This window comes from Pseudomonas sp. TMW 2.1634 (genome assembly GCF_001703595.1).
In the GTDB taxonomy this organism is placed as follows: Bacteria; Pseudomonadota; Gammaproteobacteria; order Pseudomonadales; family Pseudomonadaceae; genus Aquipseudomonas; species Aquipseudomonas fragi.
Window position 1 is genome coordinate 5,048,796 of the sequence record NZ_CP016849.1, and the last position, 26,024, is coordinate 5,074,819.

The 26,024-nt window shown below is 58.6% G+C and carries 25 protein-coding genes; 11 read left to right on the plus strand and 14 right to left on the minus strand.

Going from position 1 to position 26,024, the window contains the following annotated elements:
* Positions 1-52: 52 nt before the first annotated feature.
* Entirely contained in the window at positions 53-1,270 is a 1,218-nt protein-coding gene (locus tag BFC21_RS23995) for an argininosuccinate synthase (RefSeq protein ID WP_088379118.1), read from the plus strand.
* Between the two features lie 76 nt (positions 1,271-1,346).
* Here the strand turns inward: BFC21_RS23995 and BFC21_RS27345 are convergent, their stop codons facing one another.
* A complete protein-coding gene (locus BFC21_RS27345; protein ID WP_157700501.1) occupies positions 1,347-2,123 on the minus strand; it encodes a hypothetical protein in 777 nt (258 codons plus the stop codon).
* 967 nt (positions 2,124-3,090) lie between these two features.
* Between BFC21_RS27345 and BFC21_RS24005 the strand changes: the two genes are divergently transcribed.
* Positions 3,091-3,717 (plus strand): response regulator transcription factor, encoded by a 627-nt coding sequence (locus BFC21_RS24005; protein ID WP_029611271.1) that lies wholly within the window; start codon positions 3,091-3,093, stop codon positions 3,715-3,717.
* Positions 3,718-3,802: 85 nt separating this feature from the next.
* Here BFC21_RS24005 and BFC21_RS24010 read toward each other — a convergent pair whose 3' ends face one another.
* The 4 genes from BFC21_RS24010 to metG form a co-directional block, all read right to left on the minus strand.
* Complete coding sequence (locus BFC21_RS24010) at positions 3,803-3,985, minus strand: PA3496 family putative envelope integrity protein (RefSeq protein ID WP_016779702.1); 183 nt, start codon at positions 3,983-3,985, stop codon at positions 3,803-3,805.
* A 106-nt stretch (positions 3,986-4,091) separates the two neighbouring features.
* A complete protein-coding gene (gene nth, locus BFC21_RS24015) occupies positions 4,092-4,730 on the minus strand; it encodes an endonuclease III (protein ID WP_016779703.1) in 639 nt (212 codons plus the stop codon).
* 58 nt (positions 4,731-4,788) lie between these two features.
* A complete protein-coding gene (rsxB, locus tag BFC21_RS24020) occupies positions 4,789-5,781 on the minus strand; it encodes an electron transport complex subunit RsxB (RefSeq protein WP_088379120.1) in 993 nt (330 codons plus the stop codon).
* A 204-nt stretch (positions 5,782-5,985) separates the two neighbouring features.
* The gene (metG, locus tag BFC21_RS24025; RefSeq protein ID WP_088379121.1) at positions 5,986-8,037 is read right to left on the minus strand and encodes a methionine--tRNA ligase; all 2,052 of its coding nucleotides are present in this window, start codon (positions 8,035-8,037) and stop codon (positions 5,986-5,988) included.
* A 181-nt stretch (positions 8,038-8,218) separates the two neighbouring features.
* Between metG and apbC the strand changes: the two genes are divergently transcribed.
* Entirely contained in the window at positions 8,219-9,313 is a 1,095-nt protein-coding gene (gene apbC, locus BFC21_RS24030; RefSeq protein ID WP_088379122.1) for an iron-sulfur cluster carrier protein ApbC, read from the plus strand.
* A gap of 234 nt (positions 9,314-9,547) precedes the next feature.
* Here apbC and BFC21_RS24035 read toward each other — a convergent pair whose 3' ends face one another.
* Entirely contained in the window at positions 9,548-9,757 is a 210-nt protein-coding gene (locus BFC21_RS24035; protein WP_002554837.1) for a cold-shock protein, read from the minus strand.
* A 352-nt stretch (positions 9,758-10,109) separates the two neighbouring features.
* On the opposite strand from BFC21_RS24035, the gene dcd reads away from it, so the two are divergent.
* Positions 10,110-10,676 (plus strand): dCTP deaminase, encoded by a 567-nt coding sequence (dcd, locus tag BFC21_RS24040; protein ID WP_016779707.1) that lies wholly within the window; start codon positions 10,110-10,112, stop codon positions 10,674-10,676.
* A 93-nt stretch (positions 10,677-10,769) separates the two neighbouring features.
* Positions 10,770-10,976 carry a hypothetical protein gene (locus tag BFC21_RS24045; RefSeq protein ID WP_016779708.1) on the plus strand — a complete coding sequence of 69 codons (207 nt, stop codon included), beginning with the start codon at positions 10,770-10,772 and terminating at the stop codon, positions 10,974-10,976.
* A 13-nt stretch (positions 10,977-10,989) separates the two neighbouring features.
* Here the strand turns inward: BFC21_RS24045 and BFC21_RS24050 are convergent, their stop codons facing one another.
* The 7 genes from BFC21_RS24050 to BFC21_RS24080 form a co-directional block, all read right to left on the minus strand.
* Positions 10,990-12,111, minus strand: a complete 1,122-nt coding sequence (locus BFC21_RS24050; RefSeq protein ID WP_088379586.1) for a succinylglutamate desuccinylase/aspartoacylase family protein — start codon at positions 12,109-12,111, stop codon at positions 10,990-10,992.
* Between the two features lie 166 nt (positions 12,112-12,277).
* The gene (locus BFC21_RS24055) at positions 12,278-14,740 is read right to left on the minus strand and encodes a penicillin acylase family protein (RefSeq protein ID WP_088379123.1); all 2,463 of its coding nucleotides are present in this window, start codon (positions 14,738-14,740) and stop codon (positions 12,278-12,280) included.
* Between the two features lie 165 nt (positions 14,741-14,905).
* Complete coding sequence (locus tag BFC21_RS24060; protein WP_086795964.1) at positions 14,906-15,544, minus strand: glutathione binding-like protein; 639 nt, start codon at positions 15,542-15,544, stop codon at positions 14,906-14,908.
* A 201-nt stretch (positions 15,545-15,745) separates the two neighbouring features.
* Positions 15,746-15,955, minus strand: coding sequence for an SEC-C metal-binding domain-containing protein (locus tag BFC21_RS24065; protein ID WP_120266581.1), 210 nt, complete (start codon positions 15,953-15,955; stop codon positions 15,746-15,748).
* 7 nt (positions 15,956-15,962) lie between these two features.
* Complete coding sequence (locus tag BFC21_RS24070; RefSeq protein WP_088379125.1) at positions 15,963-16,448, minus strand: LEA type 2 family protein; 486 nt, start codon at positions 16,446-16,448, stop codon at positions 15,963-15,965.
* Between the two features lie 22 nt (positions 16,449-16,470).
* Entirely contained in the window at positions 16,471-16,947 is a 477-nt protein-coding gene (locus BFC21_RS24075) for a YchJ family protein (protein ID WP_016779714.1), read from the minus strand.
* A 4-nt stretch (positions 16,948-16,951) separates the two neighbouring features.
* Positions 16,952-17,449: a DUF6231 family protein gene (locus BFC21_RS24080; protein WP_088379126.1), complete on the minus strand. Its 498-nt coding sequence runs from the start codon at positions 17,447-17,449 to the stop codon at positions 16,952-16,954.
* Between the two features lie 157 nt (positions 17,450-17,606).
* On the opposite strand from BFC21_RS24080, the gene BFC21_RS24085 reads away from it, so the two are divergent.
* The 3 genes from BFC21_RS24085 (at position 17,607) to BFC21_RS24095 (ending at position 19,452) form a co-directional block, all read left to right on the plus strand.
* The gene (locus BFC21_RS24085) at positions 17,607-18,296 is read left to right on the plus strand and encodes an OmpA family protein (RefSeq protein WP_016779716.1); all 690 of its coding nucleotides are present in this window, start codon (positions 17,607-17,609) and stop codon (positions 18,294-18,296) included.
* 126 nt (positions 18,297-18,422) lie between these two features.
* Positions 18,423-18,701, plus strand: a complete 279-nt coding sequence (locus BFC21_RS24090) for a DUF1145 domain-containing protein (RefSeq protein WP_016779717.1) — start codon at positions 18,423-18,425, stop codon at positions 18,699-18,701.
* Positions 18,694-19,452 (plus strand): hypothetical protein, encoded by a 759-nt coding sequence (locus BFC21_RS24095; protein WP_016779718.1) that lies wholly within the window; start codon positions 18,694-18,696, stop codon positions 19,450-19,452. Before BFC21_RS24090 ends, BFC21_RS24095 begins: the two co-directional genes overlap by 8 nt.
* Positions 19,453-19,587: 135 nt before the next feature.
* Here the strand turns inward: BFC21_RS24095 and BFC21_RS24100 are convergent, their stop codons facing one another.
* Positions 19,588-20,052, minus strand: a complete 465-nt coding sequence (locus BFC21_RS24100) for a CopD family protein (protein WP_088379127.1) — start codon at positions 20,050-20,052, stop codon at positions 19,588-19,590.
* A gap of 98 nt (positions 20,053-20,150) precedes the next feature.
* Between BFC21_RS24100 and dinG the strand changes: the two genes are divergently transcribed.
* The 3 genes from dinG to BFC21_RS24115 all read left to right on the plus strand — a co-directional run bounded on the left by dinG (position 20,151) and on the right by BFC21_RS24115 (position 26,000).
* Complete coding sequence (dinG, locus tag BFC21_RS24105; RefSeq protein ID WP_088379128.1) at positions 20,151-22,295, plus strand: ATP-dependent DNA helicase DinG; 2,145 nt, start codon at positions 20,151-20,153, stop codon at positions 22,293-22,295.
* A gap of 95 nt (positions 22,296-22,390) precedes the next feature.
* Entirely contained in the window at positions 22,391-24,742 is a 2,352-nt protein-coding gene (locus BFC21_RS24110; RefSeq protein ID WP_120266582.1) for a beta-galactosidase, read from the plus strand.
* Positions 24,743-24,854: 112 nt separating this feature from the next.
* Entirely contained in the window at positions 24,855-26,000 is a 1,146-nt protein-coding gene (locus BFC21_RS24115; RefSeq protein WP_088379130.1) for a serine hydrolase domain-containing protein, read from the plus strand.
* The last annotated feature ends 24 nt before the right edge of the window (positions 26,001-26,024 follow it).

Genomic DNA, 26,024 nt, shown 5'->3' on the forward strand with positions numbered 1-26,024 from the left:
GGATATGGGCGGTAGACTGTTCGGCTTTTCGAACAACCCGTGGAGTGATGGCATGGCGGACGTAAACAAGGTCGTTCTGGCTTATTCGGGCGGCCTGGACACTTCGGTGATCCTGAAGTGGCTGCAGGATACTTATAACTGTGAAGTCGTAACCTTTACTGCTGACCTGGGTCAGGGTGAAGAGGTCGAACCTGCACGCGCCAAGGCGCAAGCCATGGGCGTCAAGGAAATCTACATTGATGACCTGCGCGAAGAGTTTGTTCGTGACTTCGTTTTCCCGATGTTCCGCGCCAACACCGTTTACGAAGGCGAGTACCTGCTGGGTACTTCCATTGCACGTCCGCTGATTGCCAAGCGCCTGATTGAAATCGCCAACGAAACAGGCGCAGATGCCATTTCCCACGGTGCAACGGGTAAAGGTAATGACCAGGTTCGTTTCGAGCTGGGCGCCTATGCCTTGAAACCAGGGGTGAAGGTGATTGCTCCTTGGCGTGAGTGGGACTTGCTCTCCCGTGAAAAGCTGATGGATTACGCTGAAAAGCATGCAATCCCGATCGAGCGTCACGGCAAGAAAAAATCCCCGTACTCGATGGATGCCAACTTGCTGCACATCTCCTACGAGGGCGGTGTGCTGGAAGACACCTGGACCGAGCACGAAGAAGACATGTGGAAGTGGACCGTCTCTCCGGAGAACGCTCCTGACAAGCCGCAGTACCTGGAACTGACCTACCGTAACGGCGACATCGTTGCGCTGGACGGTGTTGAAATGACACCTGCGACTGTTCTGGCAACGTTGAACCGCATTGGTGGCGAACACGGCATCGGCCGCCTAGACATCGTTGAGAACCGTTATGTCGGCATGAAGTCCCGTGGTTGCTACGAAACCCCGGGCGGCACCATCATGCTGCGTGCTCACCGCGCCATTGAGTCGCTTACTCTGGACCGTGAAGTGGCTCACTTGAAAGACGAGTTGATGCCCAAGTACGCCAGCCTGATCTACACCGGCTACTGGTGGAGCCCTGAGCGCATCATGCTGCAGCAGATGATTGATGCTTCCCAGGTTCACGTTAACGGTGTTGTTCGCCTCAAGTTGTACAAAGGTAACGTGATTGTTACCGGTCGCAAGTCTGATGAATCGTTGTTTGATGCCAACATCGCAACCTTTGAAGAGGACGGCGGCGCTTACAACCAGGCTGACGCAGCCGGCTTTATCAAGTTGAATGCATTGCGCATGCGCATTGCTGCAAACAAAGGCCGCAAGTTGTTCTGATTCGCGCCCGTACAGAAAAACCCCGGCCAATTGGCCGGGGTTTTTTTTGCCTGGAATTGCGGTACTGAGGAGCGTCTCAGGCAGGGTTGAGAATGGCCAGCCTGTGGGCGTCGGTGTTGTAGCTGATAATGGTTGTATGGGCAATGATTGACGTATATTTGAAGTTGTCGATGGCCAGTTTAAAGGCCTGCGGTGCGATGTGGGAGTGCTGGTTGGTGAGCAGTAGCAGTACGTCATGCTTGTGGTTGTGTTTGTCCTTGCGGGTGGCTTTGTAATAAATGTGCAGCACCTGTTCGGGGGTGCTTTGCTGAGGGGCGCGCAAGTGGGGATGATTCAGGTCAATAAGATGAAGTTTCTTAAACTCTGTTGCTTCCATGACCGCATGACTTTTTGCAGCGAGCGTTGCACCGGGTTTCTCGGAGCCAGGCAGTGGGGGTGGGTCGCTGTCATAAACTCTGTGGCCTTGGGGGAGAAATAACAAGTTTGGCGGGCTATATGCGTTATACGGGATGCCTGAAAAGTGGAGGGGGGGAGAAAACTGTGCGGCTATTGCTGTGCCCCCAGGCAAGCGGGTTTGTTCCGCTGGGGGACTGCAAGCGCGTGTCGCTCCTCCATGAGTGTGGTCGGCCTTGGACAGGTCTGCAGGGGTGTAAAGCGTTTTGTTGTTGAAGTTCAGGGTCAGGAAAAACAAGATGATCAGCAATGTTGGAAAAACAATAAGAAACCAGACATATATTTTTTGATGTTCACTGTCGATATAGGGCAACGATACTGCCGCAGAAGCCTCCGTTAACATTGAGAAAATCGCGATAACGGTGAGTGGGTTATTGGCTTTTATGCTGTTTTTGATCATGGGCGTACCTGCAAGTGAAGGGTGGCGTGGGCAGGAAAAAGACGTGGGTGGTGGTATAGGGCAATCGAGGAATCCACTGCTGGCAATACGCAAGCCTGGCGATTGAACCGGTAGTGTGGTGAGTGTCGGGTAATATTTTTCAAATTAGCCGTGTTTTTTTGAACCCGCAAATCAATGGCAGGCGCTTGAAGGTTGCCCGATGAACAGCGTTGGCGATTGTTTGGTTAATAATGCTTTGTGTGTAGGAAAGATGTCGCCATTTCAGAGGGTTTTATGAAGGGTTAAGTTTTTTCTGTAGGTATATGTAAGTTTTTTAGTCGGGGTGAGTCAATAAAGCGCTCGAGTGTGGCGAGTTGCGGGTTGTGGCTGCCCCTGTCGACTTATTATTTTGGCTGGTGTGTATTGCACTTGGCTGGAGAATGCCGGGTTTTGTTTGGATATGATTTTATGTTTGGGTATTTTCCTAATGATTTGTAGTCCTATTCTGTAAGTATGAAATTGTAATATTTTCCCGTAGAAAAATAGTAGATTTCAGTTTGCGCAACTATTGGTGTGCGACGCCGTGGTTTTATGTGTTTTATGGTGGTTGATAGATCTTTGTAGTATTTTTGCTAATTGGAGGTGAGTGGTGTAGTTGAATCAATCTGTTTTCGGCGAGTTATGGGTTCGCGTTATATCTTTACTTTGGTTTTGTTTTGCGCGCTTTTTACAGGTCGGGTGAACACAGTGCTAGTGCATGCCGGGGTTTGTTTTTGTGGTCCAGGAGCAACCTTGAATGCAGCGGCTCAACTGCGGAGTAAGTATGGATCTTTAGTTTATATGGGTGATTTCTGTAGGTTGAATCTTCAATATTTGTAGGAATTGTCTTTGGTTATTAATGCTTGGGGGGGGTGCTATGCCCAGTCTGTTACGACTAGGCTATGGTGCTGGTTCAGATAATTCGAATAGCTATAAATTGGAATGGCCCATGAATAAAGTGCTGATCGTGGATGATCATCCTGTAATTCGTCTTGCTGTACGTATGCTCATGGAACGACATGGCTACGAGGTCATTGCCGAGACGGATAATGGAGTGGATGCTTTGCAACTAGCGCGTGAATATGCGCCGGATATTGTAATTCTGGATATAGGGATACCAAAGCTTGACGGGCTTGAAGTTATAGCACGGTTGTCTACGCCGGCAGTGCCTATCAAGGTGCTGGTATTGACCTCGCAAGCACCCGGTCATTTTTCCATGCGGTGCATGCAGGCGGGTGCAGCTGGTTATGTCTGCAAGCAGCAGGACCTGACCGAGCTGTTGAGTGCAATCAAGGCAGTGCTGTCTGGTTACAGTTATTTCCCCAATCAAGCCTTGCACTCGGTGCGTTCAAGCTTGGGGAATGCCAGTGAGGCCGATATGGTCAATCGCCTTTCTGGGCGAGAAATGATGGTGTTGCAGCAGTTGGCGCGAGGCAAGAGCAACAAGGAAATTGCCGATGGCATGTTTCTGAGCAATAAAACGGTAAGCACCTACAAAACGCGACTTTTACTGAAACTCAATGCCCGTTCACTCGTGGATTTGATTGAGCTGGCACAGCGCAATGGCCTGGTGTGAAGAGGGGGGCGTAACGATGTAATGCCCAAAGCCCTCCAGAATAAAAGCCTCCGCTACAGGAGGCTTTTAATATTGTGTCTGCGGGTTACAGGTCGTATCCATAATCTTCCAGCTCTTTTCTGAGCCGTTTTTCTTCCAGCAGTGCGTCAATGGTGCGGCGTTTGGCCAAATTGGTTTTGGCAACCTCTACAACAGGTTCTACGACTTCGTCCGAATCGACGACTGCAAAATCTTCCTCTACTTCCAGTTCTTCTTTGCCAGTGCTCATTCAGTTCACTCCAGGCTAAGACAGTCAATGGCGCCCCTTATAGCGATAATCGCGACGCGGGTAAAAAAGTTTTTCTCAATCGATCAGTCCATAAAATCTCTATCGCTCAATCATCAGAGGTTTTTTCTTTGAAATCGCACAGGTCCTCTATGCGGCAGCTGCCGCAGCGTGGCTTGCGCGCCTGACACACATAACGCCCGTGCAGGATAAGCCAGTGATGGGCGTCCAGCAGGTAAGGTTTTGGAACGAATTTCATGAGGTTTTTTTCGACCTCCACCACATTTTTACCGGGTGCAATACCGGTTCTGTTACTAACCCTGAATATATGGGTGTCTACGGCCATTGCCAGTTGCCGGAACGCGGTATTGAGCACAACGTTTGCTGTTTTGCGGCCTACTCCGGGGAGGGCTTCAAGCTCTTCACGGGTCTGTGGGACCTGGCTGTGATGGCGTTCAATCAATAAACGGCAGGTTTCAATGACGTTCCTGGCCTTGCTGTTATACAGGCCGATGGTCTTGATGTACTGCGACAGCCCATCCACTCCCAGAGCGTAGATGGCTTCTGGGGTATTGGCGACCGGAAACAGTTTGGCCATTGCCTTGTTGACGCTGACGTCAGTGGCCTGTGCCGACAGGATCACGGCGATAAGCAGTTCAAAAGGCGATGTGTAGGCCAGTTCAGTTTTAGGTTCAGGATTGTCTTCGTGAAACCGGCGGAATATTTCAAGGCGCTTTGCGGCGTTCATGGTTAAAAACGTTCCTGAAGAGCTGTCTGTTAAACGGTGGGGCGCTTATATGAATTTTTCAAGCCTTGCCAGGGTCCAGCGCATTGAGCGTGGACTCTGCCTGAGTAACAGCGTCAGTCAAAAGGCTCAGCTCGGTGCTGGAAAGCGCTTGGTTAATGGCTTTTTTGAGTTCGGCGCGGCGCATGGCCAGCTGGATTTTGGCGCGCTTGAGTTCAGCTGTATTGGCGAGCGGCGCGGGTGCCAGGGCCTGTGGGGTTGACTCCAATTGCGCCAAGGCCTGCTGCGCAGACTCAAACTGCTGTTGCAGTATCACCAGTTGGGATTGCTGCTGGGCGGTCGGGGGGTGCCCGAATGCCTTGAGCGATTTGTTCAGTTGCGCGCGGGCCATAGCCAGGGTGACCTTGGCCTTTTTTAGCGCGGCGTCATGGGGGGTATCACTGGCTGCCCCGCCGACTTCGGCTTGCATGCCGCTGATGGCCTCTGCAGGTGGGCGCTGGGCACGGGCAAGGCGTTCGGCTTGCCGGTGTTGCTCTTCGCGGCGCATACGTTCGTCGCGCCGCTCATAGCGTCTGCGGGCATGCTCGCGTTTCTGGTTGCGGGCGCTGAACTGCCCTGCAGTTTGAGCGAGGCCACCGACAATCGGGGTGACATTGGCAGGCAGCGGGCGCATTTCAATGCAGTCCACCGGGCAGGGCGCTACGCAGAGGTCGCAGCCGGTGCATTCATCGACAATCACGGTGTGCATCAGCTTGGCGGCGCCAAGAATGGCATCGACCGGGCAGGCCTGAATGCATTTGGTGCAGCCGATGCATTCGGCCTCGCGAATATAGGCCACTTGCGCCGGGGCCTGGCCGCGCTCAGTGTCCAGTTGCAGCACGGGAACCCTGAGCAAGCTGGCCAGTGCAGCGATGGTCTCGGCCCCGCCAGGCGGGCACTTGTTGATGGCTTCGCCTTGGGCAATGCCTTGCGCATAAGGTTTGCAGCCGGGGTGGCCGCATTTTCCGCATTGAGTTTGCGGCAATAATGCATCAATACGTTGAATCAGGCTCATGGTGTGATCAGTCCAGTTACAGCGGGTCGCAACCGGGCGACGCTCAACATGCGCAGAGATAAATAGGGGGCGTTACGGTCAAGCATGCGTGCAGGATCATTCAGCTTGGTAATGCTGCTGATTATCCGGCATGACGGGAAGGGCGGCTACTGATCAACAGCGTCTGGTGGCCTGCAGGCCACCAGACGGTGCAAAGGGGCGGTGTTACTTGATGCGTTGACCAGGCTTGGCGCCGCTGTCCGGGCTGAGCAGGTAAATTTCTTCACCGCCAGGGCCGGCAGCCATCACCATGCCTTCAGACATGCCGAAGCGCATTTTGCGTGGCTTCAAGTTGGCGATCATCATGGTCAGGCGACCTTCGAGCTCGGCCGGGTTCGGGTAGGCACTCTTGATTCCCGAAAACACGTTGCGTTGCTCGTCGCCAATATCCAGGGTCAGGCGCAGCAGCTTGTCGGCGCCTTCAACCGCTTCAGCCTTGAGGATCAGCGCTACGCGCAAATCCACGGCAGCAAAGGTATCAAACTCGATCTCTGCGGCCAGCGGCTCCTTGACCAGTTCGCCATTGCCTTGTGGCGCAGCGCTGCCGGTGTCGGTCTGGCTGGCGACCAGGTCTTCTTTGGAAGCGTCGGTCATAGCCTGGACCTTGACCGGGTCGATACGGGTCAGCAGTGGCTTGAAGGCGTTCAGCGAGTGATTGGCCAGCAGCGTCTTGTGGTCGTCCCAAATCAGTGGTTCAACATTCAGGAACGCTTCTGCGTCGGCGGCCAGTACGGGCAGGACCGGCTTGAGGAAGATGATCAACTGGCGGAACAGGTTGATGCCCAGGGCGCATACCGCCTGGACTTCCGCTTGCTTGCCTTCGACCTTGGCCATTGCCCACGGCGCCTTGTCGGCGATCCAGGCATTGGCCCGATCGGCCAAAGCCATGATTTCGCGCATGGCCCGGGCAAAGTCGCGGGCTTCATAGGCCTCGGCAATGCTGGGTGCAGCGGCCAGGAAGGCTTCGGTCAGTTCGGGAGCCGCATTGCCCTCGACCATGACCTCGGCATTGCCCTTGTGGATAAAGCCTGCACAGCGGCTGGCAATGTTAACCACTTTGCCCACCAGGTCCGAGTTGACCTTCTGAACGAAGTCTTCCAGGTTCAGGTCCAGGTCGTCGACGCCACGACCCAGCTTGGAGGCGTAGTAGTAGCGCAGGTATTCCGGGGCCAAATGGTCCAGGTAGGTGCGGGCCTTGATGAACGTGCCGCGGGACTTGGACATTTTCTGGCCGTTAACGGTCAGGTAGCCGTGAACGTTGATGGCGGTCGGCTTGCGATAGCCCGCGCCTTCGAGCATGGCTGGCCAGAACAGGGCGTGGAAGTTGACGATGTCCTTGCCGATAAAGTGGTACAGCTCGGCGGTGGAGTCCTTGGCCCAGTACGCGTCAAAGTCCAGTTCAGGACGGCGTGCGCAAAGGTTCTTGAAGCTGGCCATGTAGCCGATTGGCGCGTCCAGCCAGACATAGAAGTATTTGCCGGGTGCGTCAGGAATCTCGAAGCCGAAGTACGGTGCATCGCGGGAGATGTCCCACTGTTGCAGGCCGGTATCCAGCCATTCGGCGATCTTGTTGGCGACGGCATCTTGCAGGGCACCGCTGCGCGTCCAGCTTTTGAGCATGGCGTCGAAGTCGGGCAGCTTGAAGAAGAAGTGTTCGGAATCCTTGAGCACCGGGGTGGCGCCGGAAATCGCCGACTTCGGGTTCTTCAGGTCGGTTGGCGCGTAGGTGGCGCCGCATTTTTCGCAGTTGTCGCCGTACTGATCCTCAGTGCCGCATTTCGGGCAGGTGCCCTTGATGAAGCGGTCGGCCAGGAACATTTTCTTTTCCGGGTCGAAATACTGGGTGATCGAACGGGTGGCAATGTGCCCGGCTTCGCGCAGCTTGATGTAGATCGCACTCGACAGCTCACGGTTTTCTTCGGCGTGGGTCGAATGGAAGTTGTCGAAGTCGACCAGGAAATCGGCAAAGTCGGCGCTGTGTTCAGCCTGGACGTTGGCGATCAGCTGTTCGGGGGTGATGCCTTCTTTCTCGGCGCGCAGCATGATGGCCGAGCCGTGGGCGTCGTCTGCGCAGACATAAGTGCACTGATTGCCGCGAAGTTTCTGGAAGCGCACCCACATATCAGTCTGGATGTACTCAAGCATATGGCCAAGGTGAATGGAACCATTGGCATAGGGCAGGGCGCTGGTGACTAAGATATTGCGTGGCTCGGACATGGGGCTCGGCTACTTGATGAGACGGTGGTCGGCCACTATAAAGCGCCGGGCAATATATTTCACCCCGTGGCGGTGTATCTGATTGTTTGTGCTGTTTTTGACCGACTCAAAAGCCTGCTGCGGGTGGTTTATTACAGGTACGATAGCGGCCTGTTTTACTCAGTCTTTACGGGAGTTGCTCATGAGCGCAGTCAATCGCGCAGCGGTGGAGGCCGTCCTTCGCCAATACACCGACCCTTACATGAACCAGGATCCGGTCAGCGCCGGGTGTGTGCGCACCATTGAGGTTCAGGGCGAGCGCGTCAGTGTTCAGCTTGAACTGGGTTATGCCGCGGGCCTGTTCAAGAGCGGTTGGGCGCAAGTGTTGCAAATGGCCATTGAGAACATGGATGGCGTGACTTCGGCCAAGGTCGAGATCAACTGCGTGATTGCCGCGCACAAGGCGCAGGCGCAAATTCCGGGCCTGGCGAATGTGAAAAACATCGTCGCCGTTGCCTCTGGCAAGGGCGGGGTCGGTAAGTCCACCACAGCCGCCAACCTGGCGCTGGCTCTGGCGCGTGAAGGCGCGCGGGTGGGCATCCTGGATGCAGACATCTACGGACCAAGCCAGGGCGTGATGTTTGGTATTGCCGAAGGTACGCGGCCGAAGATCCGTGATCAGAAGTGGTTCGTGCCCATAGAGGCCCACGGTGTTGAAGTGATGTCGATGGCCTTTTTGACTGACGACAACACGCCGATGGTCTGGCGCGGCCCGATGGTCTCGGGGGCATTGTTGCAACTGGTTACGCAGACGGCCTGGAATGATCTCGATTACCTGGTCATCGACATGCCGCCGGGCACTGGCGATATCCAGCTGACCCTGGCGCAAAAAGTCCCGGTGACTGGCTCGGTGATTGTGACTACGCCGCAGGACCTGGCCTTGCTGGATGCGCGCAAGGGTGTCGAGATGTTCCGCAAGGTGAACATTCCCGTGTTGGGCGTGGTGGAGAACATGGCAGTCCATATTTGTTCGAACTGCGGTCATGCCGAGCATCTGTTTGGCGAGGGGGGGGGGGAGAAGCTGGCGACGCAATATGGCGTTGAGGTATTGGCCTCGTTGCCGCTGTCGATGGAAATCCGCGAGCAGGCCGATAACGGCAAGCCGACGGCGGTTGCCGATCCGAACAGCCCGATTGCCTTGATTTATCAGGAGCTGGCCCGTCAGGTGGGGGCGCGTATTGTCCTGCAGGAGGCGGCTTCGCAGGCGATGCCGACCATTACGACCAGCGACGACTGATATTTAACAGGGCGCAAGGCCTCGTAGCAGCTGACGAGCTCTGCGAGGCTGCGTTCGGCTGCGCAGCAGTCGTTAATTCGATGCATGGGATATGGCTGAAACACCGAGGCTGAATGGTTTTGCGAGCGCTTCGCACTCGGACGTAGCCTCGCACTGCTCGTCAACTGCTACAAATGTGCAGGCATAAAAAAACCCCGCTTTTGAGGGCGGGGTTTTTTACTGGATCAGTACAAGTTAGATAACTTGAACTTCCTCAGCTTGCATGCCTTTCTGACCGCGAGTAGCGATGAAAGAAACCTGTTGGCCTTCTTTCAGGCTTTTGAAGCCGTCGGATTGGATTGCTTTGAAGTGAACAAACAGGTCGTCACCGGATTGTGGAGTGATGAAGCCGAAGCCTTTTTCATCGTTGAACCACTTAACGGTACCAGTTTGGCGATTAGACATGGTGTAACTCCTTGAACAAAGATAACTGCGACGCAGGAAAAGCCCTGGCCGAGACTGAGTGCAAAGAGCAGGAAAAATTCTTGGAGATGGTTGGATCGAAATTCAACATATCGTGTAGAGATTCTCAGTGACACAAGCAACACAGTGGCGCCACCTTAACGCTTTTTTCAGAACGTGCAAAGGGTCTTTGCGAAGGTTTCTCTAAAAACGTGACTGACGGTTACCCTCACACCCTGTATTCAGGGGATCCAAGGCTATTTTCGATATTTTTGCCGCAGATTTTTGAACCGGGCCTTGGGGGGCGGTAAGATGCCCAACAGAATTTTCTACCTCGCTATTCAGGACACCCGCCATGAGCATCAAACCAGACAAGTGGATTCGCCGCATGGCGCAAGAGCACGGCATGATCGAACCTTTCGTCGAGCGTCAGGTGCGTGAAGAAGGCGAGAACCGTCTGATTTCCTACGGCGTATCGAGCTACGGCTATGACGTTCGTTGCGCAAACGAGTTCAAGGTCTTCACCAATATCAACTCGGCGACCGTTGATCCGAAGAATTTCGATGCGGGCAGCTTTGTCGATGTCACCAGCGACGTGTGCATCATTCCGCCCAACTCCTTCGCCCTGGCGCGCACCGTTGAATACTTCCGTATTCCTCGCAACGTGCTGACCATCTGCCTGGGTAAAAGCACCTACGCGCGTTGCGGCATCATCGTTAACGTGACGCCGCTTGAGCCTGAGTGGGAAGGTCATGTGACCCTGGAGTTTTCCAACACCACTACATTGCCGGCCAAGATCTACGCCAATGAAGGTGTGGCGCAAATGCTGTTCTTCGAATCTGACGAAGAGTGTGAAGTGTCGTACAAGGATCGTGGCGGCAAGTATCAGGGCCAGCGCGGCGTGACCTTGCCCCGCACCTGACGAACAGCGGGAATTCTTGAGCGAAAATGCACTCTATGGAGTGTATTTCCGGTTACGCATCCAGCGAGCCGGATCATCGCTCAGGAGTGCCTCATGAAGATTGATCCGAGTATCCGCGCCCAACTGGCAAACCTTGAGCCCAACCAGGTAGGGCTGCTGGCGTGGTCCCTGCTGGCCTTTCCCCAGTTGCATGCAGGTGGCATCCCCGGCCAGCCTGACCCCGATACCCCACAACCGATCGAACCCGAACCGGGCGTGCCGACGCTGCCTGATGAGCCTCCGCCTGCTCCGGTGGCCTGAGCCTGTCATGGCCTCAAGGCGATAGCAGATAGCCGCTGCGGTAGGCCTCACGGCCTGCCACATGGGCAATCACCATGCCGGCGGTGGCCATTCGCCTTTGAGAGCGGGCGTAGAGCAACCCTGCGCTGGAGCAATACACCGGCGTGAGCTTGTCGCTGATCGGGTCAATGATTTCAGCTATCAGTTGGCCAGCGCAGAGATAGTCCCCGGGCCTGGCATTGAAGACCAGCAACCCGCCCACAGGCGTGGCCACGGGTTCTACGCCGGCCAGGGGCGTTGCAGGGTAGAGAAGGGGGGGCAAAGGCCTGGACTCTGCGTCAATCGCGCCAAAATCAATCAGGTAATCGATCAGCGCCTCACAATCGTGCTGCGCATGGCTGTGGTTGACGTCTGTCAGGCCGCGTAACTCCACGGTCACGGAAAAGCTGCCCTGGGGGATAGGGTGGCAATGGCCGAAACGTTGCTGTAATTGCCACCACAGCAGGGTGAAACACTCATCAAACGACAGCCCGCCGGAATCCGTGGCCAGCAGGCTGGCCTGGGCGCCCAGGTGGCGCGCCAGCGGTTCGACCTGCAACCAGGCTTGCGGCGTGGTGTACAGGTGGACGACGGCTTCGTAGTCGCAATGCAGGTCCAGCACCATATCGGCATCGCAGGCCAGTGTTTGCAGGGTCAGGCGTTGCGAGTGCAGTTGTGTGCCAGGCACTTGGGCGCTGAGCAGTTCGCGCAACTGGCGGCGGATCAACTGCAGGTTGTGTGCGGGGTCGTCGCTGAGCTGGCTTTCAAGGGCGTCACCAATCTGCGTGCTCAGGTCCAGGAAGTTGCGGTTGAAGTTCTGCCCACTTTGCAGTTCGTAGCGGCCCAGCGGGATATCCATCAATATCTGCTCGAGGCCAGCCGGGTTGGCCACTGGCACGACGACGATCTCGCTGAGCAAGCGCCCGGCCGCCTCCAGTTCTGCAAGGCGCTGCTTGAGGTGCCAGGCAACCAGCATCCCGGGCAACTCGTCGGCATGCAGCGAAGCCTGGATATAGATCTTGCCGCGTGGCCGGGCGGGCCCGTAATGAAAGCTGTGAATCAGCCGTTCAGTGCCTGGAACCGGTGCCAGCAAGGGGTGAATTTGATGTCGCTGCATGGAAACGTCCTTGTGGGCCAGGAGGGCTGGCCAGGCAGTGGTGCGCGAGCCCATCGCCCCAATCCAGGCCCATGATGGGTGTCATGCAACTAAAGAATTACGCCGTATCAGCAAGCATAATCCCTCTCCCGATTTTGTGCAGGAGAGGGCTGCCAGTGGTTGGCGCTTACTTGCCTGGAACCAGGGTCAGGCGGGTTTTACCGTAGGTTTTGTCGAAGTTTTGCGGCTGCATCGGGAAGCTGATGTACTGCCCTTTAAGCCACGGGTCGATGCCGTCGATGTAGTGCGGGCTGGCCGGGTTGCTCGATTGGCCGGTGCTGTTTTGCCCCATCATCGGTTCGACCTGGCCAAAGTCGATGATCATGCGCATGGCCGGGATCTGCGTGACGGCGAAGTTTGTGCCGGCGAGGTTGTAGGCCGCCGTGTTAAGGGTGGTGTGATCGCCGCCGGCCATGACCGGGCCTCGCACGGTCTGGCCACTGGCGTTGCGCCACAGGTACTGATGCAGTTTGCCCCACTGCCAGGCCTTGTGATCGCTACCCATCAGGCTGTCACCGGCACTGATGGCGGCGGCGAGGGTGCGAGCCAGAATCGCTGGCTTGTCTTCTTTTTGCGCGGTGCGGGTGTCGTCCCAGAAAGGGCTGTCTTCGCGGCCCAGCAAATGATCGGCCACGGCCGGGTAAGACAGGTTGCTGTTGGCCACAAAGGCCTGCCAGCTGGCGCTGTTCTCGGGGCCGAGTTCATCAAGGAAAATCTGCCGGGTGCTTTCCTGCAAAAACAGTTCATAGAGCGCAGCATCCGCTGAGCCGGGGCTGAGTTTGCCGTCAAAGCCCAGCAGTCGGCCGAGGGCTTCGCGGGCCTTGGCCTGGTCTGCTGCGGGCAAGGCAGCGATGGCCTGCTTGAGCGGCTGGGCCATGCCGGGAGCAGTGAACATGGTTTTCAGCTTGGCCGCGAACAGGGTGGTCTGGTCGTACTGCATGGCAATCATGCTGCGGGCGTCCTGCTTGCCGCTGCCCGCCAGTTGCGCAAGGCGCTCGCTGCGCTCAGGGGACAGCCACGAGTTGGACAGCTGCATGCCGTAGCCATAAGCGGCTGTACGCTGGTTGGCGGTACCCAGCCAGCCCTGGGCCGGATCCTGGTCGTAGGGATGCAGCATCGGGTCGGCGTAGCCTTCCCAATCATAACGACCCTCCCAGCCCGGTGACGGGAACAGGCCAAGGCCTTCGCGGCGGTTGGGGTACAGTCCGGTGACTTGCCAGCCGATATGGCTGGCGTCGGCGTACAGCAGGTTCAGTGCCACAGCGCGGATTTCGCGGCTGGCATCCGAGGCTTTTTCGCTGTTCTGCGCACGGGACAGGTCAAAAAACGCGTCGAGGGTTTTGTCGCCTTGCAGGTCCGGGGTTTGCAGGGCAAGCCCCAGGCTGCTGTTCAGGGCATTGGGGCTGCCCAGGGCGCTGTTGAGCAACGGCCCGTGGCGGGTTTCGTAAACGATTTCACGAATCGGGCGCTGGCCTTTGACGAAAAAGGTTTCGTTGCGCACTGTCGCCGGCAGCCACTTGCCGTTCGCCATGTAGTACAGGTTGCTGCCCTGGCGTTTGAGCTTCTCCAGAAATACATCCTGGTTATCGCCCATCGCCAGGCTCATGCCCCATGCCACCTTGCCGTTAAAGCCGGCAAACAGGGTTGGCAAGCCCGCAATGGTTGCCCCGGCCGCCTGGTATTTAGGGGCGCGAATCTGCACATAGCTCCATGCCGAAGGCACGCCTATGGGCTGATGGATATCGTTGGCCAGCAGGCTCTTGCCGCTGCGGCTGCGCTGTGGGCCAATAGCCCAGTCGCTGGATGCCGTAACGCCTGGCAGGCTCAGTTGTTTGACCTGCTCAAGGGCCTGGGTCACGCCGCTCAAGCCTTGCAGCTGGCTGCCCAGGGCCAGGCCCTTGAGCTTGTCGGCTTCGCTGGCGGGCAAGGCTTCGTTGGGGTAGGTGGGCATCAGCCAGGGCAGTTTGTCGGTGCCGACTTTTTGCGCCAGTGCCAGGGCGTTGAGCTCTTCTTGCAGGTTGGCTGACATGCCGAAGTTCAACAGGCTGAAAATCAGCGCCGAATCCTCGGGTTTCCAGTACTCGATCTTGTAGCTGGCCTGCGCCAGATCGGCCGGCAGTTTGTCGCGGTAGCGGAACAGGTAGGCGTTGACCCCGCGGGCGTAGACTTCGAAAAACTTTTTCAGGCGAGGGGATGCGCTTTTATAAAGCTCATCAGCGCTCTTTTTCAGATTGATGGTGCGCATCAACCGGTCGCTCTCCAGGGCGTCGACGCCGTTGAGTTCGGCCAGTCGGCCCTGGGCCAGCAAGCGCAAGCGCACCATCTGGCTGATACGGTCACCGGCATGCACATAACCCAAAGTGAACAGGGCGTCATGGAAGCTGCTGCTTTCGATCAGCGGCATGCCCTGGCTGTTGCGGCGTACCGATACATTCTGCGCCAGGCCCTTGAGCGGTTGCATGCCGGAGGCTGGCACCAGGCTTTCAGAAGCAGGATTGTTTATCTGGCAACCGGTCAGGCCCAGCAGGCTGACCATTGCCGCGGCAACGCCGAACCGAGGTAGATAGTGAATAAGGGCTGGCGAGGCCATGGCAAAGCTCCTGCGGGGGTGGTGTCATCGAAAGCCGCTACGTTAGTGAGGCCGATGACACCGTGCAAGCGCTATCTGCAGGCGTTGTCGCGGGCTGCGACAAGGTCCGCGGGGGCTTTAAAATCCCGGGGCCGCTGCGCGACCCATCGCAGCCTGCGCCAGGGGCTACATAGGGTTGATTTTATTCACCAGTGCGTAGGCACGCTCTGTAGCCGGACGCGCCTTGACCCGCTGGAACCACGCCTTGAGCGCCGGGAAGTCATCCAGGTTCTGACCCTGCCATTCATGGGGCACGATCCACGGGTAAATTGCCATGTCGGCGATGCTGTATTCGGCGCCTGCAACAAACTCGCGGCCTTCCAGCTGCTTGTTCAACACACGATACAAACGAGCTGTCTCTTCGGTGTAGCGCTTGATCGCATACGGGATTTTTTCCGGCGCGAAGCGGTTGAAGTGATGGTTTTGCCCGGCCATTGGCCCCAGGCCGCCCATTTGCCAGAACAGCCATTGCAGGGCCATTTGCCGACCGCGCAGGTCCTTGGGCAGGAATTGCCCGGTTTTTTCCGCGAGGTACAGCAAGATCGCCCCGGATTCGAACAAGGACAGCGGCTCGCCGCCGTCGGCAGGGGCCTGGTCGACAATGGCCGGGATGCGGTTGTTGGGGGCTATTTTCAAAAAGTCCGGAGCAAACTGTTCGTTCTTGCCGATATTGATCGGATGAACCTTGTAGGGCAGGCCAGCTTCTTCAAGAAACAATGAGACTTTGTGGCCGTTGGGCGTGGTCCAGTAATAAAGATCGATCATGAAGGGCTCCAGAAGGGAATGTTCACCCAGCGACTGACGGCCAACAGTGGCGCTTGTCGACTGTGGGCTGTCAGTTTTACTCCCAAAAGCGCGTCGGATGAAAGCCGCTCATGGCTTGTGAGGCGGTTTTTTCATGAAGCAAAAACACAAACGCCGCACTGGCTCAAGGCAAGTGCGGCGTTTGCACAGCGTCCCGAGGGATCAGGCGCCGTGGCACTTCTTGAATTTCTTGCTGCTGCCGCACGGGCAAGGATCGTTGCGGCCAACGTTTTTGAGCTCGTTGCGCACAGGCTCCTGAGGTGCATGGCCGCAATGCGGGCCATGTACATGACCGTGATCGTGGTCATGGGTGTGGCCATGATCATGATCGTGGTTGCAGTCGGGGCCATGAACGTGGGGTTGTTGGGTCATTGCTCAATCACTCTGGAATAAAATCGCCGGGGATTATCTCGCCTTTGCGCGTCAGGTGCACGTCGTAACCGTAGAACAGGCCGGTTTGCAGTGTGCCTTCGAGCCGGTAGGGGATGGGCTGGTCGGGTGTTTCAAGCAATTTGACCAGCGGGCGCACCTGCGGCCAGAGGTTGGTGCGCACCGGGATCACATAGTCGGCGCTGCTTTTGGGTTGCACGCTGAACCAGTGCTCATTCTCGCCTTCAGTCAGCTTGATGGTGCCCAGATACACGGTATAGCTCAGGCCGCGCACGGTGAGTGTCGAGTCATTGGGGTTGTCGACCCGCATGTGCAGCTTGAAGCGCTGCTCCAGCAGTTTGGCCTGCACCAGCTCGACCTTGACCAGGTGTACGTCCGGGTCCTTGTCGGCCGAGTCGAACCAGGAGGTGCATCCCGACACCGTCAGCAGCATGGCCAGGGCGATGGTTTTTATTGTTCGAGCCCGCGCGTCCATTGTTTAACCCTCAGAGTTCAGCCTATTGGCCGAAAAAGCCGGCACAGCATTTTTTGAATTTCAGCCCGCTGGCGCATGGGCAAGCATCGTTGCGTCCGACCTTGAGCGGCACGGTGGGGTCGATGAAATACCAGCGCCCGGCGCTTTGCACAAAGGATGAGCGCTCGCGGTGGCTGTGCTCGCCATTGGCGTCGTGCCAGCGCGCCGTAAAGGTCACAAAGGCGTGTTCCGGCTGGCCGCCGAACACTTCGCTGCTTTCAACAGTCAAGCCCAGCCAGGTGCTTTGCGCACTCCAGTCGGCCATAGCCTGGCGATCCAGCCCGGCTTGTTGCACAGGCAGCGTAGTGGCCACCAGGTAGTCGACAAGCCCCAGTACATAGGCGCTATAGCGTGAGCGCATCAGGGTTTCTGCGCTGGGGGCCGGGTGCCCTGCATGGTAGTGGCCGCAACAGGCGTCCAGCAGATTACCGCTGGCGCAGGGGCAAATGGATGTGCTCATCGGGTTACCACCAATACTTGCCAAAGTTTTCCGGGTTGGCCCAAAACCTGGCATTGAGCCAGTCGGGTACTTGTTTGTACTCGCGCAAGTCATAAGTAAAGAGTGTCAGTACTTGGTCGTCACGCTGAAAACGCTCATTGCTTTGTAGGGCAAGGGCGAAAAAGTCGGTTTCTTTCCAATTGCAGGCTGTGAGATCCGCCAGCACGGCAAGGCGGCTGGCATTGAGGTTGCGAATGCCGCCCAGCAATTGCAGCCCGCTGTTTTTGGGCAAGTGTTCCAGGCAGTCGATCACCAGTGCCAGGTCAAAGCGCTGTGCTGCCAGGTCTGCGGGCAGCGGGCCGGGCGCGGCGCGGGCCACCTGCGCCTCGGGGTGTGCCGCCTCAAAGGCGGCCAGGGCCGGGAAGTTGCCGGCACCGACCACGAGCAGGCGCTGTGGCGCATAACGATCAAGCAATGCCGCCAGTGCTTGCTGGGGCGTGCGTGTAGAAATACCGGGGGTCATTGAAGGTCCTCACTTGGAGCGTCCAAGACTAGCCTGCGCAAGCCGCGCGGCCTAGTGGGCTGTTGCCGCTACGGTCACTTTGCTGGCGCATACCCTGAGCGCAGTCTTTACTTCGCGTTGCATCGGCCAAACGCCGACCCTCAGGAGAGACCCCTTTATGAGCATCATCAGAACAGCAGTACCTCTGGTTGTTCTCACCAGTGTATTAACGGGCTGTGCCGGGTTGCAAAAAACCGACTGGCCCACCTGTGCCGCAGTCGGCGGCGTGGGCGGGGCGGCGTTGGGCGCGATAAACAGCTCGGCCTGGGCCGGGGGCGGGGCCTTGTTTGGTGCCGGCATGGCGGCGGCGTACTGCTGGGTTCACGGTGATGGCGATGCGGATGGCGATGGCGTCATGGACAGTCGCGACAAATGCCCCGACACCCCTAAAGGCGTGGCAGTCGACGCGACGGGTTGTCCGATAGTGGCGGTGGTCGTGGTTGAAAAGGTAGTGATCAAGGAAGAACTCATCGTCGTGCGTGATGTGAATTTTGAGTTCAATTCCGCCCGCCTGACGGCTGCCGACAAGGACAAACTCAATGCCCTGGCCGCCCGCCTGAAAAAGGACGCTGCCAATGCCCGCCTCAAGGTTACCGGCTACACCGACAGCGTGGGCAACGAAGCCTACAACCTGAAGCTGTCCAAAGAACGCGCTCACTCCGTGGTCGAGTACCTGATCGACAGCGGTGTGCCGCGCAGCCAGTTTATTGCCGTGGAGGGTGGCGGTGAGTCGAACCCTGTGGCCAGCAACCAGACCCCCGAGGGCCGCGCCCAGAACCGGCGTACCGAGATTCTGATCATTCGTTGAGCCTGGGGCCGCCGCGGTTTTGTCCTGGCATGACGAAATCGCGGCGAATCTTTTTATGACGGTCTATGGCGCCTTGCTTGTACAAGCCGTTAATGTGCGCTCAAAGAACAGGCTAAAGGCGGATATATGAAGGTGCTCTGGGGGCTGGGTAAGGCATTGACCCTGATTTTTTGGGCCGTGGTGCTGAGCAATCTGTACCAGCCGTTGATCAACCCGTTCGATGTGTTGGTCAACCTGGTTGCCAGCCTGTTGCTGCTGACCCATGTGCTTGAGGTGCTGTTCTACACGACCCGCCTGCAGGGCCGTCGCCATCCCTGGCGTGACCGTCTGTTGATTCTTGTGTTTGGTTTTTTTCACGCCCACAGCCTTTCTGCCTCCCACGAACGAGATGCCAGCCATGCGTAAGTTATGTTTGTTGGCTGCCTTGTGCAGCCCTTTTGCTCACGCCGAGGTGGTCTCGGTTGAAGCCAACTCGATGATGCGCCTGCCCGCGAACGCCAGTGCATTGCGCCTGGAAAAACTCGATGTGGCCGACTACGGCACGTTATTGATTCCGGCCGGCATTACCCGGGTCGAGATCGACCAGTTGCATCTGGGCCGTGAAGCCCGTATCACCATTGTTCCTGCCGAGCGCGGCATCGAGCTGCGGGTGGCGCGTGCCGATCTGGGCGAAGGCAGCCAGATCAATGCGCGCGGCGCCAGCGGAACCTTCGAGAAGCCTGCGCGGCCAGCGCGGGACCTGAACCTGCGCATCGAATCACTGCAAGCGCCGCAGTTGTCCATCGACGCGCGTGGCGGTACGGGCGCGCCGGGGTTTGCCGGGCTTGATGGCGGCAATGGCGAAGAGCCAGGCTGCACCTGGGGCGCGGCGGGCTCCGGAGCCAATGGCGACAATGGTGGCAACGGGCAGCCGGGTGCGGCAGGTGGGCAGGTGCGGGTTGAACTGCCTCGCGACTATCCGGCCGAGCAGGTCAGTGTGCGGGTTGACGGCGGCGCAGGTGGTAAACCGGGCGAGGCTGGACGCGCAGGTGCCGGCGGCAAGGCCAAGGGCTGTGTGGTGTATCGCACCGATGGGGGCAAGTCCGGCAAGCCTGGCCTGGCCGGGCAGCCGGGGGAAGCGGGTACGGCAGGTGCAGTGACTATCCAGCGGTTGTAGCTTTCTCGCTCTCTTTGTGGGAGCGGGCTTGCTCGCGATACAGGCGACGCGGTCTGATAGACAAATCGTGGTGATGCCATCGCAGGCAAGCCAGCTCCCACAGGTTTCGCGGCGCCTATAGAATCCGAGCCCTGCTCAAAAACTCGGCCGTGCCGCCGCAATTGCCACCAGCGCCAGCCCCACAATCAGGTTGCACCCCACCAGCCGGCGAATCCGTCCCATCACCGCTGCACCCGCCGCCCATTCCTGGGCTTCGACGGCCTTGCGCAACTCAGGCAACTGCAGCGATTGAATGCGGATAAACAGCGCCACCATCACGATGTACAAGCCCATCATGATCTGCACATAGCGTGGCGCCGTTTCAAAACCGTTGAAGCGCATTTGCAGAAGACCCACACCGCTGATCGGCAAAACCACTACCGCGATCCACACCCACACAAAAAAACGCTGAAACACTTCTACCCACAGTTTTAACCGTGCCGGGCCTTCAAGGGCCGTGATAGCGGCCGGGCGCAGGATCATCCAGGCGAAAAACATGCCGCCCACCCAGATCAGGGCGGCCAGAACATGCAGGCTGTAGGCGAGGGCAAAAGCGGTCATTGGGGTACTCCGTTCGGCGCGGGATGAATTAGCGGGGTATGATAGCGGCCATTCGAACCACTGAAAATTTATCCAGCGTTTCTTGCGCCCGAAGAATCATGATTAGTAACGAACTCAAAACCCAGATCCAGGGCGCATACTCGCGTTTTCTCGAATCCAAGAGCCTCAAGCCCCGTTACGGTCAGCGTTTGATGATCGCTGAAGTGGCCAAGGTGCTGGGCGATATCGACACCGACGAAGAAAACCACCGCAGTGGCGACCCGGCTGTGGTCGCCGTAGAAGCGGGCACCGGCACCGGCAAGACCGTGGCTTACTGCCTGGCCGCCATTCCGGTGGCCAAGGCCGCAGGCAAGCGGCTGGTGGTAGCCACCGCGACGGTCGCCCTGCAGGAGCAGATCGTCTACAAGGACCTCCCGGACCTGATGCGCAACAGCGGGCTGAACTTCAGCTTTGCCCTGGCCAAGGGGCGCGGGCGTTACATGTGCCTGTCCAAGCTCGACATGCTGCTGCAAGAGGGCCACGCGCAAACCGCGACGGCGCAGCTGTTCGAAGAAGAAGGCTTCAAGATCGAAGTCGATGAAGCCAGCCAGAAGCTGTTCACCAGCATGATCGAGAAACTGGCCGGCAATAAGTGGGACGGCGACCGCGACAGCTGGCCACAGGCCCTTGAGGATCAGGACTGGGCGCGCCTGACCACCGATCACAGCCAATGTACCAACCGCCATTGCCCAAACTTTGGCCAGTGCGCCTTCTACAAGGCCCGCGAAGGCATGAGCAAGGTGGACGTGATCGTCACCAACCACGACATGGTCCTGGCTGACCTTGCCCTGGGCGGTGGCGCGGTATTGCCCGACCCCCGTGACACGGTCTATGTGTTCGACGAAGGCCATCACCTGCCAGACAAGGCCATTGGCCATTTTGCCCATTACACCCGTTTGCGCTCCACCGCCGACTGGCTGGAGCAAACCGCCAAGAACCTCACCAAACTGCTGGCCCAGCACCCGTTGCCGGGCGATCTGGGGCGTTTGCTCGAGCAAGTGCCGGAGCTGGCCAAGGAGATCAAGGCCCAGCAACAGTTCATGTTCAGTGCCTGTGAGCAAATTGCCGACTTCAAGGTCGGTGAAGAGCCCGAAGGCCGCGAACGCCCGCGCCACCGCTTTATTGGTGGCCTGATTCCCGATCACTTGCGTGAAATGGGCATCGAGCTGAAAAAAGGCTTCTCGCGCCTGACTGACCTGTTCACTCGCCTGACCGAAATTCTCAAGGACGGCATGGACGGTGAGGTCAATATCGGCATCACCAGCAACCAGGCTGAGGAGTGGTATCCGCTGTTTGGCAGTTTGCTGTCCCGTGCCCAGGGCAACTGGGAGTTATGGACCGCCTTTACCGTTGAAGACCCGGAGGACAACCCGCCGATGGCGCGCTGGCTGACCCTGGCTGAAAGCGGTTCGCTGTTTGATATCGAGGTCAACGCCAGCCCCATCCTGGCCGCCGAAATGCTGCGTCGCAATTTGTGGAACGTGGCCTACGGCGTGCTTGTCACCTCGGCCACGCTGACGGCGCTGGGCACCTTCGACCGCTTCCGCATGCGTGCGGGCCTGCCCAAGGCCGCTGTGACGGCCGTGGTGCCAAGCCCGTTCCACCATGCCGATGCAGGTGTGCTGCGGGTGCCGGACCTCAAGGCCGACCCCCGTGACGCCACCGCCCACACGGCGGCGATCATTCGTGAGTTGCCCGCCCTGGTCGAGGGGTCGCGGGGCACGCTGGTACTGTTTTCATCGCGCAAGCAAATGCAGGACGTGTTCGACGGCCTGGAGCGCGACTGGCGCAAGCAAGTGTTTATCCAGGGCAACCTGTCCAAGCAGGAAACCCTCAATAAACACAAGGCGCGGGTCGATGGCGGGGAGTCCAGCGTGTTGTTCGGCCTGGCCAGTTTTGCCGAAGGCGTGGATTTGCCCGGTGCCTACTGCGAGCATGTGGTAATTGCCAAGATCCCGTTTTCGGTGCCCGATGATCCGGTTGAAGCGGCGCTGGCCGAGTGGATCGAAGCCCGAGGCGGCAACCCCTTCATGGAGATCTCGGTGCCCGATGCCTCGCTCAAGCTGGTACAGGCGTGCGGGCGCCTGCTGCGTACCGAACAGGATCGCGGCACCATCACCTTGCTGGACCGGCGCCTGGTCACCCAGCGCTATGGCAAGGCGATCCTGAATGCGCTGCCGCCGTTCCGGCGCGAAATTTCTTAAGTGCGAGTCGGCGTTATCGCCGGCTTTGCTGTCTATGCTTTGACTTTCACCACCTCACAGGCCGGTTTTCGGCCGTTTGGGAGAACCAGATCCATATGATTCGCCGTTCGCTGTCTGCTGTTTTTGCGTTGCTGGTCACGACTCCGCTGTTGGCGGCGCCGGCTGGCCAACAAACCCTGTTCAATTTCGTTCGCCCCGCCGATGTGGTGCAAGTGGCGACCACGGATGCGAGCTTGCCGCAATACAATGCGGAGCAAACGGCCGAAGGCGAAGTGCTGCGTCGCGTCACCTTCAACCCGGCGGTTGCGCCCAGCCTGCGCCTGACGCCGCAAACCGGGGTGTGGGACTGGTCGCAGTCGGGGATGATGACCCTGCGTATTCAGAACGCCATGAACTGGGCGCTGACGCTCGACGTGACCGTGCAAAGCAGCAACGGCAAAACCCTGACCAGCCGGGTCGACCTGCCTGCCGGCCCGGCGCAAACCCTGTTGTTGCCATTGAAAGCCAACTCGCCCCATAGCCTGGGCATGCGCGCCGGGCCACCGATGCCGATGACGCTTGATGGCCAGCGCATCCTGCTGGCCAGCAGCCAGGGTGAAATCGACCTGAGCCAGGTGGTCTCGGTGAGCCTGTCGATACCGCAGCCGAACGCTGCGCAAAGCATTCTGCTGGAGCGCTTTGGCGTGCAGGACGGTGAGGGCGTCATCAAGGCGGTGTACGGTGCTATCGTCGACGGCTATGGCCAGTCGACCCGCGCCAGGTGGCCGGAGCGTGTTGCCAATGACGAACAGCTCAAGGCCGCGGCCGCCAAAGAACAGCAGCAACTCAAGGGCTGGCTGGCCGGGCGTGCCGACCAGGACAAGTACGGCGGCTGGCTCAAGGGTGCCGGGTTCGAGGCGACCGGGTTTTTCCGCACGGAAAAGCGCAATGGCCGCTGGAACCTGATTACCCCCGAAGGCCACCCGTTCTACTCCCTGGGCCTGAATGCCGTGACGGCCAATGACAGCCAGACCTATGTGGCTGGCCGCGAATGGATGTTCACCGATTTGCCCCATGACGGCGCCCCGCTGGCCAGTTATTACGGCAAGGCGAACAACAACAGCGGCAATGCCTCGACCCAGGGGCGTGGCTTTGATGCCGGGCGCTGGTACGACTTCTATGGCGCCAACCTGCAACGGATTTACGGCGACCCCTGTGCCGATGCCGCCCCCGGGGCGGCCACTCAACCTGCCAGCCCGTGTGCGGCGCAAGCCTTTGATGCCAAGCGTTGGCAAACTCGTACCCTGGACCGTCTACAGGCCTGGGGCTTCAACACCATCGGCAACTGGAGCGATCCCGAGCTGGGCCTCAATGACCGCGTCCCTTACACCCTGCCGCTGTCGATTGTCGGTGACTACACCAGCATCAGCACCGGTACCGACTGGTGGGGCGGCATGCCCGACCCGTTTGATCCGCGTTTTGCAATGGCCACCGAGCGCGCCGTGGCCATTGCCGCCCGCGACCACCGCGATGACCCCTGGCTGATCGGCTACTTTGCCGACAACGAACTGGCCTGGGCCGGCCCCGGTAATGATGCAAAGTCGCGCTATGCGTTGGCCCTGGGCACTTTGCGCATGACCACTGACGTACCCGCCAAGCGTGCCTTCCTCAAGCAACTGCGCGACAAGTATCGCAACCAGCAGGGTCTGTCCAGGGCCTGGGGTGTTGAAATCCCGGCGTGGGAACTGATGGAAGACCCGGGTTTCGAAGGGCCGCTGCCCAACGCCGAGCACCCGGAAATCGAAGCGGATTACCAGTACTTCCAGAAAGTCTTCGCCGATGCCTACTTCAAGACCATTGCCGACTCGCTGAAATGGCATGCTCCCAACCACTTGTTGCTGGGCGGGCGCTTTGCCGTCAGTACCCCCGAGGCCGTGGCATCTTGTGCCAGGTACTGCGATGTACTGAGCTTTAACTTCTACACCCTGCAACCGCAGGACGGCTATGACTTCGCCAAACTGCGCGAACTGGACAAGCCGGTGATGATTACCGAGTTCAACTTCGGCTCCCGAGACCGCGGCCCGTTTTGGGGCGGCGTTACTGAGGTGGCCAATGAAGAGGCACGTGGTCCTGCCTACAGCAAATTCCTCAAGCAGGCGGTGGCAGAACCGTCAATTGTCGGCGTTCACTGGTTCCAGTACCTGGACCAGCCAGTCACCGGGCGCTTGCTCGATGGTGAGAACGGTCACTTCGGCCTGATCGGCATCACCGATTTGCCGTTTACCGGTTTTGTCGACAGCGTGCGCAAGGCCAACGTGCAGGCCCTCGACCAACTGGGCCAGGAGGCCGCCAAGGCCCAGGCCGAGGCCGAGAAGTCAGTCAAAGCCCCGGTGCATGCAACCGATGACGGCAGCGGCGGGCGCTCTGGCACAGGGCATGCGGGCGGTCACTCCGGTAAGGGGCACTGATTTTCCGACCCGATAGGCGGCGGTGTATTTCGTCGCCCATCGGGGCGTTCTTCCTGTTCAATTCCCACTTTAAAACTAAGGTCTTCCATTCCTACTGAATGGAGTCTTCGAGATGGAAGCGAAAGGAAAGTGTGCAAGTGGGTTCGAAGCCGTTCAGCAAGCCTTTGAGGCGATCTTTGATGATCCTCAGGAGCGTGGAGCCGGGGTTTGTGTGCAGGTCGGCGGCGAAACGGTTGTCGATTTATGGGCGGGCGTGGCGGATCTGGAGGGCAACAAGCTCTGGCATCATGACACGCTGGTAAACACCTATTGCTGCATCAAACCCTTCACCGCCATCGCGGCGCTGATGCTGGTGGAAGAGGGCAAGCTGGAGCTGGACCAGACCGTTGCCCATTATTGGCCGGAATTTGCCCAGGGCGGCAAGCAGCACATCACCTTGCGCCAGGTGTTGTGCCATACCTCCGGTATCCCGGCGCTGCGATTGCCCAGTCGCACACCCATCATGTACGACTGGGATGCAATGGCCGACGTCGTGGCGGCCGAGCCCTTGTGGTGGGAACCGGGTACCGACGTCGGCTACGGCGCTACCACCTATGGCTGGATTATTGGCGAGCTGATTCGCCGGGCCGACGGTCGCGACCCCTGCACCTTTATTCGCCAGCGAATTTCCGAACCCAACAACCTGGAGGTGCATATGGGCGTTGATGCCGAGCACTTCCACCGCATTGCCTTTTTCGAGCGTGCAGACGGGCGGGTAGGCGACCAGTACGCCCAGGACTTGCGCGCCGTCATGGTCGAAGAGCCCGAGCATGTGGCGACCCTGGCCTTTACCAACCCTTCCATTTCTTCACGGCTAACCGCCGTCCCGCGCTGGTGGACCTATCGCCAGCCCGGCGTCAATGGCCACGGTACGGCTCATGGCCTGGCCGGTTTTTACAGCGCGTTGCTGGGCGGGCGCCTGGTGGCACCTGAGCTGGTCGCAGAATTCACCCGCGAGCACAGTAACGACATGGATCGCACGCTGCTGCGGCCCATGCGCTATGGCCTGGGCTGCATGATGGAGCAACCGGCAGACCCGGGAGCGTCCCATCGCATGGGGCCAAAAGCATTTGGCCATGTGGGGCTGGGTGGGCCGATTTCCTTTGCCGACCCTGAGCGTGACGTGAGCTTCGGCTTCGTCACCACTACGATGGGCAGCCATGTGCTGATGGACCCACGGGTGCAGAAACTGGCGCCTTTGGTCTACGCCGCGCTGTAAACACACGCTTAGTAGCAGCTGCCG

Bases quoted from the DNA above. Each gene is read 5' to 3' on its own strand.
- dcd (WP_016779707.1), top strand. From the start codon at position 10,110: ATGAGCATCAAACCAGACAAGTGGATTCGCCGCATGGCGCAAGAGCAC.
- BFC21_RS24010 (WP_016779702.1), bottom strand. From the start codon at position 3,985: ATGAGCACTGGCAAAGAAGAACTGGAAGTAGAGGAAGATTTTGCAGTC.
- BFC21_RS24060 (WP_086795964.1), bottom strand. From the start codon at position 15,544: ATGATCGATCTTTATTACTGGACCACGCCCAACGGCCACAAAGTCTCA.
- BFC21_RS24095 (WP_016779718.1), top strand. From the start codon at position 18,694: ATGCGTAAGTTATGTTTGTTGGCTGCCTTGTGCAGCCCTTTTGCTCAC.
- BFC21_RS24115 (WP_088379130.1), top strand. From the start codon at position 24,855: ATGGAAGCGAAAGGAAAGTGTGCAAGTGGGTTCGAAGCCGTTCAGCAA.
- BFC21_RS24085 (WP_016779716.1), top strand. From the start codon at position 17,607: ATGAGCATCATCAGAACAGCAGTACCTCTGGTTGTTCTCACCAGTGTA.
- BFC21_RS24110 (WP_120266582.1), top strand. From the start codon at position 22,391: ATGATTCGCCGTTCGCTGTCTGCTGTTTTTGCGTTGCTGGTCACGACT.
- BFC21_RS27345 (WP_157700501.1), bottom strand. From the start codon at position 2,123: ATGATCAAAAACAGCATAAAAGCCAATAACCCACTCACCGTTATCGCG.
- BFC21_RS24050 (WP_088379586.1), bottom strand. From the start codon at position 12,111: ATGCAGCGACATCAAATTCACCCCTTGCTGGCACCGGTTCCAGGCACT.
- apbC (WP_088379122.1), top strand. From the start codon at position 8,219: ATGAGCGCAGTCAATCGCGCAGCGGTGGAGGCCGTCCTTCGCCAATAC.
- dinG (WP_088379128.1), top strand. From the start codon at position 20,151: ATGATTAGTAACGAACTCAAAACCCAGATCCAGGGCGCATACTCGCGT.
- BFC21_RS24075 (WP_016779714.1), bottom strand. From the start codon at position 16,947: ATGAGCACATCCATTTGCCCCTGCGCCAGCGGTAATCTGCTGGACGCC.
- BFC21_RS24055 (WP_088379123.1), bottom strand. From the start codon at position 14,740: ATGGCCTCGCCAGCCCTTATTCACTATCTACCTCGGTTCGGCGTTGCC.
- BFC21_RS23995 (WP_088379118.1), top strand. From the start codon at position 53: ATGGCGGACGTAAACAAGGTCGTTCTGGCTTATTCGGGCGGCCTGGAC.
- BFC21_RS24080 (WP_088379126.1), bottom strand. From the start codon at position 17,449: ATGACCCCCGGTATTTCTACACGCACGCCCCAGCAAGCACTGGCGGCA.
- BFC21_RS24065 (WP_120266581.1), bottom strand. From the start codon at position 15,955: ATGACCCAACAACCCCACGTTCATGGCCCCGACTGCAACCACGATCAT.
- BFC21_RS24100 (WP_088379127.1), bottom strand. From the start codon at position 20,052: ATGACCGCTTTTGCCCTCGCCTACAGCCTGCATGTTCTGGCCGCCCTG.
- BFC21_RS24045 (WP_016779708.1), top strand. From the start codon at position 10,770: ATGAAGATTGATCCGAGTATCCGCGCCCAACTGGCAAACCTTGAGCCC.
- BFC21_RS24070 (WP_088379125.1), bottom strand. From the start codon at position 16,448: ATGGACGCGCGGGCTCGAACAATAAAAACCATCGCCCTGGCCATGCTG.
- BFC21_RS24005 (WP_029611271.1), top strand. From the start codon at position 3,091: ATGAATAAAGTGCTGATCGTGGATGATCATCCTGTAATTCGTCTTGCT.
- rsxB (WP_088379120.1), bottom strand. From the start codon at position 5,781: ATGAGCCTGATTCAACGTATTGATGCATTATTGCCGCAAACTCAATGC.
- BFC21_RS24035 (WP_002554837.1), bottom strand. From the start codon at position 9,757: ATGTCTAATCGCCAAACTGGTACCGTTAAGTGGTTCAACGATGAAAAA.
- BFC21_RS24090 (WP_016779717.1), top strand. From the start codon at position 18,423: ATGAAGGTGCTCTGGGGGCTGGGTAAGGCATTGACCCTGATTTTTTGG.
- metG (WP_088379121.1), bottom strand. From the start codon at position 8,037: ATGTCCGAGCCACGCAATATCTTAGTCACCAGCGCCCTGCCCTATGCC.
- nth (WP_016779703.1), bottom strand. From the start codon at position 4,730: ATGAACGCCGCAAAGCGCCTTGAAATATTCCGCCGGTTTCACGAAGAC.